General features: G+C 70.5%; 11 protein-coding genes. 7 read left to right on the top strand and 4 right to left on the bottom strand.

Annotation, left to right across the window (positions count from 1 at the left end; genetic code table 11):
* Nucleotides 1-3: 3 nt before the first annotated feature.
* A complete protein-coding gene (locus tag V7Z97_RS10110; protein ID WP_334163224.1) occupies nucleotides 4-813 on the top strand; it encodes an NAD-dependent epimerase/dehydratase family protein in 810 nt (269 codons plus the stop codon).
* Entirely contained in the window at nucleotides 810-1,463 is a 654-nt protein-coding gene (locus V7Z97_RS10105; protein ID WP_334163222.1) for a hypothetical protein, read from the top strand. Before V7Z97_RS10110 ends, V7Z97_RS10105 begins: the two co-directional genes overlap by 4 nt.
* On the opposite strand, the gene V7Z97_RS10100 is transcribed toward V7Z97_RS10105, so the two are convergent.
* The 4 genes from V7Z97_RS10100 to V7Z97_RS10085 form a co-directional block, all read right to left on the bottom strand.
* The gene (locus V7Z97_RS10100; RefSeq protein WP_334163221.1) at nucleotides 1,460-3,754 is read right to left on the bottom strand and encodes an O-linked N-acetylglucosamine transferase, SPINDLY family protein; all 2,295 of its coding nucleotides are present in this window, start codon (nucleotides 3,752-3,754) and stop codon (nucleotides 1,460-1,462) included. The two genes, V7Z97_RS10105 and V7Z97_RS10100, sit on opposite strands and share 4 nt — an antisense overlap.
* Before the next feature lie 89 nt (nucleotides 3,755-3,843).
* A complete protein-coding gene (locus V7Z97_RS10095; protein WP_334163220.1) occupies nucleotides 3,844-4,110 on the bottom strand; it encodes a SemiSWEET family sugar transporter in 267 nt (88 codons plus the stop codon).
* Nucleotides 4,111-4,113: 3 nt separating this feature from the next.
* Complete coding sequence (locus tag V7Z97_RS10090; protein ID WP_334163218.1) at nucleotides 4,114-4,578, bottom strand: response regulator; 465 nt, start codon at nucleotides 4,576-4,578, stop codon at nucleotides 4,114-4,116.
* A 4-nt stretch (nucleotides 4,579-4,582) separates the two neighbouring features.
* Nucleotides 4,583-5,674 carry a histidine kinase dimerization/phosphoacceptor domain -containing protein gene (locus V7Z97_RS10085; protein WP_334163217.1) on the bottom strand — a complete coding sequence of 364 codons (1,092 nt, stop codon included), beginning with the start codon at nucleotides 5,672-5,674 and terminating at the stop codon, nucleotides 4,583-4,585.
* A gap of 171 nt (nucleotides 5,675-5,845) precedes the next feature.
* Between V7Z97_RS10085 and V7Z97_RS10080 the strand changes: the two genes are divergently transcribed.
* The 5 genes from V7Z97_RS10080 (at nucleotide 5,846) to phoU (ending at nucleotide 11,543) form a co-directional block, all read left to right on the top strand.
* Complete coding sequence (locus V7Z97_RS10080) at nucleotides 5,846-7,231, top strand: ATP-binding protein (RefSeq protein WP_334163215.1); 1,386 nt, start codon at nucleotides 5,846-5,848, stop codon at nucleotides 7,229-7,231.
* Between the two features lie 62 nt (nucleotides 7,232-7,293).
* The gene (gene pstC / locus V7Z97_RS10075; RefSeq protein WP_334163213.1) at nucleotides 7,294-8,727 is read left to right on the top strand and encodes a phosphate ABC transporter permease subunit PstC; all 1,434 of its coding nucleotides are present in this window, start codon (nucleotides 7,294-7,296) and stop codon (nucleotides 8,725-8,727) included.
* On the top strand, nucleotides 8,720-10,021 hold the full coding sequence (pstA, locus tag V7Z97_RS10070) for a phosphate ABC transporter permease PstA (protein ID WP_334163211.1): 1,302 nt from the start codon (nucleotides 8,720-8,722) through the stop codon (nucleotides 10,019-10,021). The genes pstC and pstA overlap by 8 nt, the downstream gene beginning before the upstream one ends.
* Nucleotides 10,022-10,026: 5 nt before the next feature.
* Entirely contained in the window at nucleotides 10,027-10,839 is an 813-nt protein-coding gene (gene pstB, locus V7Z97_RS10065; RefSeq protein ID WP_334163209.1) for a phosphate ABC transporter ATP-binding protein PstB, read from the top strand.
* An 11-nt stretch (nucleotides 10,840-10,850) separates the two neighbouring features.
* The gene (gene phoU / locus V7Z97_RS10060; RefSeq protein ID WP_334163208.1) at nucleotides 10,851-11,543 is read left to right on the top strand and encodes a phosphate signaling complex protein PhoU; all 693 of its coding nucleotides are present in this window, start codon (nucleotides 10,851-10,853) and stop codon (nucleotides 11,541-11,543) included.
* The last annotated feature ends 2 nt before the right edge of the window (nucleotides 11,544-11,545 follow it).

Here is an 11,545-nt window from a genome sequence, read left to right as displayed (position 1 = left end):
GGCTTGGGCCGGCTCGCGACCATCGTCGGCGCCGGCGGCTTCGTGGGCCGCCGGCTGCACGCGCGGCTGGAAAGCGAGGGCTGGCAGGTCTCCGCGCCCGCCAAGGGCGATCCTGGGCTCTTCGCGCGGGACCTGGGTGTGGTCTTCTACTGCGCGGGCCTCACCGCCGACTACGACGCGCGGCCCTTCGACACCGTGGAAGCGCACGCCACCCTGGTGAGTGAGATCGCCCGCGCCGGGCGCTTCGAGCGGCTGGTCTATCTCTCCTCGACGCGGCTCTACGATGGCCAGGCCAAGGCGGAGGTGGGGGAGGACGAGCCCCTGGTCTTCGATCCCCGCGACCCGCGGCGGGTCTACGACCTCTCCAAGGCGCTGGGTGAGAACATCACGCTCTGCCGGACCGGCGGCCGCGGCGCCGTGGCGCGGCTGGCCAACGTCTACGACTGGGAGGCCGGCGCGCCGGGGTTCCTCTCCGAATGGCTGATCCGGGCGGCGTCGGAACGGGCGCTGCAGCTGCAGTCCAGCCCGCACGTCCGGCGCGACTATATCCACCTCGACGACGTCGTGGCGGCGCTGGTGGCGATGGGCAGGGGCGAGCCGGCGGGGATCGTCAACGTGGCGAGCGGCGAGCTGGTCTCGAACGGCGAGATCGCCGAGGTCTTCCGCGCGGCGGGCTGGAAGGTGACCTTCACGGGCGACGCCGCCCCCCCGCCGCCGCCGAACGCGCGGGCCGACAGGCTCCGGGCGCTTGGCGTGGAGCCCCGGCCGGTGAAGGATGTGGTGCGGGGCTATCTGGAGGGGCTGAAGGCGTGAAGCTGGTCGACCACAGCCGTGAGAGCCTGATCGAATACACCGTGCGCCAGAGCATGGCCGTGGTCCCCGACGGGCGCGAGGAGGCGCTCCGGGCGGCGATCGACGTCCACATGGATGAGGCGCTCGAGCGGCTTGGGCGGTGCATCGACGCCTGCGCCCCCTGGCGGCCCGGGCAGTTCAATGTTCTGCAGTCCTCGCAGCACTGTATCTATTTGTATTTCCTGAGCAATACGATCTGGAAGCGGTCGGGGGACGCAGCGGCGGCGACGCGGCTGTTCCTGATGAACAAGACCTTCAACGGCATCGACCTGTTCTACGAGATCGAGATGCCGGACGTGTTCTACATCGGCCACAGCGTAGGCATCGTGCTCGCCAAGGCGACCTACGGGAACTACCTGGTGCTCTACCAGAACTCCACCGTCGGCCGGCACAAGGACCAGATACCGGTCATCGGCGACCGGGTGGTGCTCTATCCCAATACGGCGGTCATCGGCCGCTCGGTGGTGGAGAGCGACTGCGTGATCAGCCAGGGCACGAGCGTGATCAACAAGCGCACGCCCGCCGGCCAGATGGTGTTCCGCGGCGCCGACGGGGGCCTGGCGTTCAGCCCCCGGCCCGACGACCTGCTGCAGGAATATTTCCGGCTCTAGGCGGCCTGAGGCGTCGCCTCCACGGCCTTCGCCACCATGTCGTAGAAGTCCCGGGCCCAGTCCTCGGTGCGTCCGAGCGGGCTCTGGCGGATGGTCTCCCGCAGCCCCTGCTTCAGCGCCCGCCGGCGCTCGGGATCGGCGGCCAGCTTCAGCGCCGTGGCCTGGAAGTCCTCCAGCGAGCGGACGCAAAGGTCGGGGAGGTCCACGTTGGACAGGATCGAGTAGCTCAGCCGCTCGAAGAAGGCCTCGCCCACCAGGGTGACCAGCGGAACCCCCATCCACAGCGACTCGGTGGTCGTGGTGCCGCCGGTGAGCGGGAACGGGTCCAGGGTGATGTCGATCTCGTTGTAGAACGGCATGTGCCGACCGCGGGTGGTGTGGAACAGCACCCGCTCCTCCGGCACGCCCTCGGCGGCGAACTCGGCCAGGACGTTGCGGCGGAAGCTCGCCGAGCCCCCCTCCGGGCGGACGAAGGCGAAGCGGGCGTCGGGGACCGCGGCGGTCACCCGGGCCCAGGCGCGCAGCACCTCGCGGCTGTACTTGTGCGGGTTGTTGGCCGTGCCGAAGGTGACGAAGCCGTTGCGGTCCTGCGGGATGGTCTCGGCCACCGGGTGGACGTCGGAGAACACCGCGCGGCCGAGCGCCAGCCAGGTGTGAGGCATGACCAGCGGCTGCTCGACCAGCAGGTCGGGCATCTCCGGGCGGCAGTAGGGATCGCAGACCAGGTAGTCGATGGTGGAGAGGCCCGCGGAGTGCGGATAGCCCAGCCAGCTCGCCTGCCGCGCCGCCGGCTTGTAGGCCATGACCTCCAGCTTGTTCATGTAGGTCGAGCCGCCGAGCTCGATGAGCATGTCGAGCTGGTCCTCGGCGATTGCCTGGGCGGCGTCGCGGAACGAGATGTCCGGCCACCAGCGGTAGGCGGTCACCTGCTTGGCGATGTAGCGCTGCAGCGGGTCCTCCTGCCCCTGGTAGTAGGAGTAGCAGTAGACCTCGAACCGCTCCCGATCGACGTGGTCGAACAGCGGCAGGGCGAAGTAGCCGACGGGGTGCTGGCGCAGGTCGGAGGACATGAAGCCCAGCCGGATCTTGCCGTCCCGCGGCCGGGGCGGCGGCCGCTTGATCGGATGGCTGCCGGCGAGGCCTTCGACGTTGCGGCCCCAGATCCGGTGCTGCTCCACCAGCTCCAGGCGGTCCTCATGGGTCTTCACCCGGGCGAGCTGCTTGAGCAGGGCCGTGTGGCGGCCGCTCTCGGCCCAGGTCCGGCCCAGGGTCCGGAAGTCGCCCAGCCGCTCCATGTCGTCGAAGGCGCAGACGCGGATCAGCACCTCGTTGGCGATCTTGCTGGCCGAGGGGCCGAACTCGGCGCTCTGGTCCAGGACGTCGCGGACGAGCTGGTAGGACTCCTCGATGTTGGCGCCCTCGTCGCCGGTGCGCGTGCGCTCCAGGCTCTCGATCAGCGCCATGCGGTAGTCGAGCTTGCCGGGATCCAGTTCGACGGCCCGGCGAAGGTGGACGTTGGCGCGTGGACGGTCGAAGTCGCTGACCACCCCGCCCAGCTGGTAGTGCAGCCAGGCGGCGTTCTCGAACCGCGGCAGCAGGTCCAGCAGGTAGGCCTCGGCGCGGCGGAGCTCTCCGGCCCGCCGGATCACCACCGCCCTGGCCTCCAGCAACCGCACATTGTCGGGATTGGCCGCGATGGCGCGGTCCATGACCTCCTCGGCCTCGCGGGCGCGGTGCTCCTCGTTGAGGGTGCCGATCCAGTCCATCCAGGCCTCGATCGCGGCCTTGTCGACGGTGACCGCCTGGCGGAAGCGGACGATGGCCTGGTCGCGGCGGCCCTGGCGGAGCAGGGCGCGGCCCAGCTGGCGCTGCATCTCGGCGTCGCGCGGCGACTGGCGGACCAGCCGGGTGAACACCTGCTCGGCGCGGGCGAACTCGCCCATGTCCATCAGGACATTGCCGAGGTTGCTGTAGGGGGCGATGTTCTTCGGGTTGAGCTTGATCGCCTGCTCCAGGGCCGCCACCGCCTGCGGGTAGCGCTTGAGCTGCCGCAGGATGACGCCGCGCACGTTCCAGATGTCGAAGTCGCGGGGAAAGCGTTCGGCGGCCTTCGCAGACCAAGCCTCGCCCTCCGCGAAGCGCCCGGCGCGGTAGAGGTGCAGGGCCAGCACCCGGTAGACCTGGACGCCGCGGGCCGGATCCTCGTTCAGGGCCGCGACGAGATGGTCGATCGCCTCGGAGCTGCGTCCCGCCTTCAGGGCCGCCTCGGCCGCCGCCAACCTGTCGCTCATGCCGGACCTTCTGCGCTCGCCCGCGGGGCGGGCCGGAACGGCAGGAGGCATAAGCCGCAGCGACCCCGATGGCTAGGGGCGCGCGGCGCTCAGCCGTTGCGGCTGAAGCGCCACTTCAGGGTCAGGATGGTGGCGGAGAGCACGAGGCAGACGGCGTTGGCGCCGATCACCGGCCAGCTTCCGATCAGCACCCCGTAGATGGTCCAAAGGACGAAGCCGGTGACGGTGAGCATGAACATCCTCAGCGAGATCGACGAGGCGTCCCGCTCGCGCCAGATCTTCACGATCTGCGGCGTGAAGCTGAGCATGGAGCACAGGGCCGCGCCCGTGCCGACGATGTCGGCGATCCCGTCCAAGCGTCAGGCCGCAGGCGCCACGTCGGCGCGCCAGAGCTCGCGATACTCGGGCGAGAGGTGCAGGCCGAGCGGCGGCGGGCCGGGCGCGCGGCCACTGCGCAGGCAGGTCTCCAGATAGCCGAGGGCGGTCTTCACCCCGTGCTCGGAATAGGGCTTGCCGATCACCCCGCAGGCGCCGGCGAAGTCGTCGGGGAGGCGGCGCACGTTGGCGGTCATGAACAGCACCACCCCGCCGCAATCCTTGGCGATGTGGCGGGCGGCCTCGACCCCGGTGGGCCCGTCCTGCAGGTGCACGTCCACGAGGGCGAGATCCGGGGTCAGGCGCTCGGCCAGGGCCACCGCCTCGGCGGAGCTCATGGCGAGACCCACGTCACGGCAGCCCACCTCGCGGACGATGAACTGCAGCTCGACGGCCAGCAGGACCTCGTCTTCGACGATCAGGATGTTGAGGGGGCCTTCGTGGGTCATGCGCTCAGGTGGTTGTCGGAACCGTAACGACCGCCAGCACCCCAGGTTGCGCGTCGTCGAGAGAAAGACGCGCCTTCAGCTGCTGCGCCAGCAGCTGGACGATGGTGAGGCCGAAGCCGTTGCGCTCGGCTGGAGGCGGCAGGCCGGCGCCGGCGTCGGAGACCTCCAGATCGAAGGCGTCCTCCCGGCGACGGCAGCGGATGGTGATCACGCCGGGCTGGCCCTCGGGGTAGGCGTGGCGCAAGGCGTTGGAGATGAGCTCGTTGGCGACCAGCGCCAGCGGCGCCGCCTGGCTTGCCGGGATCGCCACGGGCTCGAGGTCCAGGCGCAACTGCAGGTCGTCCCGGCGGGCGGAAGCGGCCAGGTCATTGGCGAGGTCGCGCAGGAACTCGGACACGTCGAAGCGCTGGACGTCGCCGCCCTGGAAGAGCCGGCGGTGCACGGTGGCGATGGCGCCCACCCGCTCCAGCATGCTGCGCAGCGCCCTGCGGGTGCCCTCGTCCGGGGTGCGGCGCGTCTGCAGCAGCAGCAGGGAGGAGATGAGCTGCAGGTTGTTCTTCACCCGGTGGTCGACCTCGTGGAGCAGGCTGGTCTTCTGCTCCAGGGCGAGCTCCAGCTCGCGGGCGCGGACGTGGATGCTGCTCTTCAGGTTCTCGCGCTCGGCCTGCTCGGCGGCCTTGCGCGCCGTGACGTCCATGGCCGAGCCGAAGAAGTAGACGATCTCGCCGGCGTCGTTGCGGACCGGGCTCAGGAAGAGATTGTTCCAGAAGCGCGAACCGTCCCGGCGGTAGTTGACGATCTCGACGCCGACGTCATGCCCGGCGCGGACCGCCTCGTGCAGCTCGGCCACGGTGGCGGGGTCGGTCTCGGGGCCCTGCAGGAACCGGCAGTTGCGGCCGATCACCTCGGCCCGGGCGTAGCCGGTAAGCGCCAGGAATGCCTGGTTGGCGAAGATGATCGGGTTATCCCGCTGCCGCGCGTCGGTGATCACGATCGGCATGTGCGTGCCGCGGATGGCGGCGGCGAAGGGGTCCTCCGTCGCGTGCCCCGCGTCGAGGGCCTGACCCGCGCGCTGCGCATCTCCGATGTCGTTCATGGCTGGGAGCCGGCGCCTCTTTCCGGGAGAAGGGGAACGGGAATGGCAAAGGTTAGTTCCCGCTGATGGCCTGGCGCCTGTCATGCCGGTGACACACGCCTGGCGATGCTGGAGAATCCCCCCAACGGAGGATTCGACGTGCCGTTCCCGTCTTCGTTGACGCCGATCGCGATGCGCGCGCCCCAGGGGTGGCGTTGGCCGGCGCTCGCGGCCGGCGCGGCCGGCCTGGCGGTGGTCGTCCTGCTGGCGGTGTCGCGGCGCCTCGACCTGGTGGAGGCCCTTTCCGCCGGCGCCTTCGTGGCCGGGGTCACCGGCCTGGCGCTGCTGGCCGCCGATCGCAGCGCCCAGGCGCGGTTCGACAACCTGATGCGCAGCTCCGTGGAGCGGGCTCCCGAGGCCCCGCCCTATCCGGCCCTGATCAACGCCCTGCCGGACCCGATCCTCGTGGTCTCCGCGGCGGAGCGCGACGACCTGACCAGCCGCCGCTACATCTTCGCCAACTCGGCGGCCCGCGACCTGCTGCGGATCGACCGCGGCGAGGGCCTGCTGGTGAGCGCGATCCGCGACCCGCAGGTGCTGGAGGCGGTGGACGAGGCCCTGTTCGCAGGCCTCGACGCCGAGGCCGTGTACGAGACCGGCGGGGTGCAGGACCGGTTCCTGCGGGCCTACGCCCGGCCGCTGGGCCTGGCGCTGGACGGGCGACGCCTCGCGATCCTGATGTTCCGGGACGAGACCGAGTTCCACCGGGTGGAGCGCACGCGGGTGGACTTCCTGGCCAACGCCAGCCACGAGCTGCGAACGCCGCTGGCGTCCCTGTCCGGCTTCATCGAGACCCTCCGCGGCCACGCCAAGGAGGACCCAGGCGCCCGGGAACGCTTCCTGGGGATCATGCAGGCCCAGGCCGAGCGGATGCGGCGGCTGATCGACGACCTGCTCTCGTTGTCCCGCATCGAGCTCAACGAGCACATCGCCCCGGCCGACCGGGTGGACCTGGCCGCAGCGGTTATGGACGTGGTCGACGCCCTAAGCCCCATCGCCCGCGAGCGCGGGGTGACGCTGGAGCCCCGGCTGCCGGCCATGGGCGCGCCCGTCACGGGCGACCGCGACCAACTGGTGCAGGTGGTCCAGAACCTGGTGGACAACGCGCTGAAATACTCCGGAGAGGGCGCGACGGTGCGGATCGTGGTGGAGCCGGGCCTCAGCCCCGACTCGGCCACCGCCGGCCAGCGGCCGGATGCCGCCCGGCTGGCGCTGCTCACGCCCGACCATCCGCAGGGGCCCTACACGGCCCTGCGGGTCAGCGACCAAGGGCCGGGAATCGCGCGGGCCAACCTGCCCCGCCTCACCGAGCGGTTCTACCGGGTGGAAGGCCAGAAGAGCGGCGAGCGCTCGGGCACCGGCCTCGGCCTCGCCATCGTCAAGCACATCGCCAATCGGCACCGCGGCGGGCTTGCGGTGGAAAGCGGGGAGGGTCAGGGGACCACCTTCACCGCCTATTTCCCACAGGCGCCGGCCGTGGTCGCGCAGGCCCCGGCCGCTGTCGCGAAAGTGTCATGAGAGTGTAGCATAGCGGCGGCGTTCCCCGGCCACAGTGGCCCCGGGGGAGGTCAGAGACCCGCATGATCACCTGGGCCGCGCTGGCGGCGCTCGTCCTCTTCTCGGTGGTGACCTACACGCTCGGCCGGCGTCGGCTGACGGCGCGGGCGGGCGCGCGCCCGCATTCGCGGCCGGGCTACCACGGCGCCTATGTGGCGCTCTGGACCGCCGTCCCTGCGCTGATCCTGCTCGCGCTCTACGGCGGCTTCGCGGGCCAGGCCGAACAGGCGCTGCTGCGCGCCGACACCCCGGCCGCCGTGGCCCAGATGACGCCGGCCCAGCAGGAGGTGTTCTTCGACGACGCGCGCGCCGTGGCCGGCGGGGCCCAGCGCAGCGAGACCCTCTACGACCCGGCCGCCCAGGCCGCGCTGACCGCCAAGGCCGCGGAGGCCCAGGGACTGGCCCAGGCGCTGCGGCTGGGGACCTTGGCGCTGGCGGCCCTGCTCGCGGCCGGCGGCTTCGCCTACGCCTACCGCCGGCTCACTCCGGAGTTCCGGGCCCGCAACCGGGTGGAGAGCTGGATCGCAGGCCTGCTGGTCGCCTGCTCGGTGGTGGCGGTGCTGACCACGGTCGGCATCGTCGGCTCCCTGGTCTTCGAGAGCGCCCGCTTTTTCCAGTTCATCCCGCCGCTCGACTTCCTGTTCGGCACGACCTGGGACCCGCAGATCGCCATGCGCGCCGACCAGGTGGCGGCGAGGGGCGCGTTCGGGGCGGTGCCGCTGTTCGCGGGCACCTTCCTGATCATGCTGATCGCCATGGCGGTGGCCGCGCCCGTCGGACTGTTCTCGGCCATCTACCTGTCGGAGTACGCCGGCGGTTGGACGCGCGCCGTGGTCAAGCCGCTGCTGGAGATCCTCGCGGGCGTGCCCACCGTGGTCTACGGCTTCTTCGCCGCGCTCACCGTGGGCCCCCTGTTCCGGGGCTTCTTCAACGGCCTCGGCGAACAGATGATCGGCGGCCCGTTCAACGAACTCGGCCTGTATCTCGCCCAGGTCCAGAACCAGATGGCCCTGGTGGCCGGCGCGGTCATGGGGATCATGCTGATCCCGTTCGTCTCCTCGCTCTCGGACGACATCCTCAACGCCGTGCCGCAGAGCCTCCGCGACGGCAGCCTGGCCATGGGGGCGACCCGGTCCGAGACCGTGAAGAAGGTGGTCCTGCCGGCCGCCCTGCCGGGGATCATGGGGGCCCTCCTGCTGGCCGTCTCCCGCGCGGTGGGCGAGACGATGATCGTCACCATGGCGGCGGGCCTGCAGGCCAAGACCACCCTGAACCCGCTGGACACGGTGACCACGGTGACAGTGCAGATCGTCACCCTGCTGACCGGCGACCAGGAGTTCGACAGCCCCAAGACGCTCTCGGCCTTCGGACTGGGCCTCGCGCTGTTCGGCGTGACCCTCATCCTCAACGTCATCGCCCTGCGCATCGTGCAGAAGTACCGGGAACAGTATGACTGACGCGGCCCTCCCCAAGGCGGGGGCCGACCCCGCCGCCCGGCGCCGCGCGCTCGAGGCGCGGCTGAAGGCCCGGCGCGCCCAGGAGACCCGGTTCCGCTGGTATGGCCGCGCGGCCATCTTCGTGGCGCTGGCCTTCCTGGCCATACTGCTCGGCCGGATCGGCCTGCAGGGCTACTCCACCTTCGTGGACTACCGGATGACCGTGGCGGTCTATGTGGACCCGGCGCGGGTGGACGCCGCCGACATCACCGGGGCGAACTACGACCTGATGGTCGCCCGGGCGGTGCTGGCGAAGCTCGGCGAACAGGACGACGAGTTCGGCCGCACCGCGGGCAAGGTCCAGGCCCTGGTCTCCAACGACCTTGGCTTCCAGGTGCTGGACAAGGTCCGGGCCGATCCCGGCCTGATCGGCCAGACGGTGACGGTGACCGGGCCGGTGCGGTCCGACGCGGCGCTCTACTACAAGGGCGAGATCGCGCGCGGGACGGTCGAGGCCGACCGCAAGCTGGACGACCAGCAGCTCGACTGGCTCGACCGGCTTCGGGCGGAGGGCATGGTCTCCTCCGGCTTCAACCTCGGCTTCCTGACCAAGTCGGACTCAACCGAGCCGGAGCAGGCCGGCGTCCTGGGCGCCGTGGTGGGCTCGGCCCTGATGCTGCTGGTGACCGCCGCGCTGGCCGTGCCGATCGGCATGCTGGCGGCGGTCTACCTGGAGGAGTTCGCGCCGAAGAACCGCTGGACCGACATCATCGAGGTGAACATCAACAACCTCGCCGCCGTGCCCTCCATCGTCTACGGCCTGCTGGGCCTGGCGGTGTTCATCAACTGGCTCGCGGTGCCGCGCTCCTCGCCCCTGGTGGGCGGGCTGGTGCTGGCGCTGATGGCCCTGCCGACGGTGATCATCGCCACCCGTTCGGCGCTGAAGGCCGTGCCGCCGTCGATCCGCGAGGCGGCGCTGGGCGTGGGCGCGTCGAAGACCCAGACGGTGTTCCACCACGTCCTGCCGCTGGCCATGCCCGGCGTGATGACCGGGGCCATCCTCAGCCTGGCGCACGCGCTGGGCGAGACCGCCCCGCTGCTGATGATCGGCATGGTGTCCTTCGTGCCGGGGGTGCCCGGCGGTTTCACGGAGGGGGCCACGGTGCTGCCGGTGCAGGTGTTCATCTGGGAGAACGCCTCGGAGCGCGGCTTCCACGAACGCACCGCCGCCGCGATCATCGTCCTCCTCGTCTTCATGATCGTCATGAACCTCGCGGCCATCCTGCTGCGCCGCAAATTCGAACGCCGCTGGTGAGCGCCATGAACGTCAATCCCCACATCACCCTGGACGCGCCCAAGGCGTCGCCGGCCGCGGGCGCGCTGAAGCTTCGCGCCCGCGACGTGAATGTCTTCTACGGCGACAAGCAGGCGCTGTTCGACGTGTCGCTGGACGTGCCGGAACGAGCGGTCACGGCCCTGATCGGTCCCTCCGGCTGCGGCAAGTCCACCTTCCTGCGCTGCATCAACCGGATGAACGACACCATCCCCGGCGCCCGGGTCAGCGGCGTGATCGAGCTGGACGGCGAGGACGTCAACGACCGCAGCCTCGACCCCGTGCTGCTGCGCGCCCGGGTGGGCATGGTGTTCCAGAAGCCGAACCCGTTCCCGAAGAGCATCTTCGAAAACGTGGCCTACGGCCCGCGCATCCACGGCCTGGCGACCTCGAAGTCGGAGCTGGAAGGCGTGGTGGAGACCTCGCTGAAGCGGGCGGGCCTGTGGAAGGAGGTCGCCGACAGGCTGCACCAGCCGGGCACCGGGCTCTCCGGCGGCCAGCAGCAGCGACTGGTGATCGCCCGGGCGATCGCGGTCAATCCGGAGGTGATCCTGATGGACGAGCCCTGCTCGGCGCTGGACCCGATCGCCACGGCCAAGGTCGAGGAGCTGATGGACGAGCTGAAGCAGGAGTACTGCATCGTCATCGTCACCCACTCCATGGCCCAGGCCGCCCGGGTCTCGCAGAAGACCGCCTTCTTCCACCTGGGCCGGCTGGTGGAGACCGGGCCGACGGACGAGATCTTCACCAACCCGCGGGACAGCCGCACCCAGGACTACATCACCGGCCGGTTCGGCTGAGGACACGCGCCATGCACGAGCACATCGTCAAATCCTTCGAAGACGAGCTGAACACGCTCACCGCCGAGTGCGCCCGGATGGGCGGGCTGGCCGAGGCGCAGGTGGCCGACTCCATCCAGGCGGTGGTCAAGCGCGACCAGGGCCTGGCCGCCTCCCTCGTGGAGCGCGACGAGCAGCTCGACCATCTGCAACTGGACATCGAGCGGAAGGCGATCCGGCTCATCGCGCTGCGCCAGCCGATGGCCAACGACCTGCGCCGCACGGTGGCGGCGATGAAGATCGCAGGCGAGCTGGAGCGCACCGGGGACCTGGCCAAGAACATCGCCAAGCGGACTCTGGTGATCGTCGAGTCCGAGCCGATGACCCCGCTGAGCCGGTCGCTGGAGCGGCTGGGCAAGCTGGTGATCACCCGGCTGAAGGCGGTGCTGGACGCCTACACCCGCTCCGACCTCGAGCGCGCACTCGCCGTCTGGTCGCAGGACGACGAGGTGGACGAGCACTACAACAGCCTGTTCCGGGAACTGCTCACCTACATGATGGGCGACCCCCGCACGATCACCGCCTGCGCCCACATGCTGTTCGTGGCCAAGAACCTCGAGCGGATCGGGGATCACGCCACCAACATCGCCGAGATGGTCTCCTACGAGATCACCGGCGAGGAGATGATCCAGGCCAGGCCCAAGACCGACGCCCTGAAAGCCTAGAC

Origin of the sequence: Phenylobacterium sp. (genome assembly GCF_036821595.1) — a bacterium.
GTDB lineage: Bacteria > Pseudomonadota > Alphaproteobacteria > Caulobacterales > Caulobacteraceae > Phenylobacterium.
Note: the sequence above shows the minus strand (reverse complement) of the source record. Positions and strands in the feature narration are given on the sequence as shown.

Excerpts from the sequence above, each read along its gene's own strand:
- pstC (WP_334163213.1), top strand. The coding sequence starts at position 7,294 with ATGATCACCTGGGCCGCGCTGGCGGCGCTCGTCCTCTTCTCGGTGGTG.
- pstB (WP_334163209.1), top strand. The coding sequence starts at position 10,027 with ATGAACGTCAATCCCCACATCACCCTGGACGCGCCCAAGGCGTCGCCG.
- V7Z97_RS10090 (WP_334163218.1), bottom strand. The coding sequence starts at position 4,578 with ATGACCCACGAAGGCCCCCTCAACATCCTGATCGTCGAAGACGAGGTC.
- phoU (WP_334163208.1), top strand. The coding sequence starts at position 10,851 with ATGCACGAGCACATCGTCAAATCCTTCGAAGACGAGCTGAACACGCTC.
- pstA (WP_334163211.1), top strand. The coding sequence starts at position 8,720 with ATGACTGACGCGGCCCTCCCCAAGGCGGGGGCCGACCCCGCCGCCCGG.
- V7Z97_RS10080 (WP_334163215.1), top strand. The coding sequence starts at position 5,846 with ATGCGCGCGCCCCAGGGGTGGCGTTGGCCGGCGCTCGCGGCCGGCGCG.
- V7Z97_RS10100 (WP_334163221.1), bottom strand. The coding sequence starts at position 3,754 with ATGAGCGACAGGTTGGCGGCGGCCGAGGCGGCCCTGAAGGCGGGACGC.
- V7Z97_RS10085 (WP_334163217.1), bottom strand. The coding sequence starts at position 5,674 with ATGAACGACATCGGAGATGCGCAGCGCGCGGGTCAGGCCCTCGACGCG.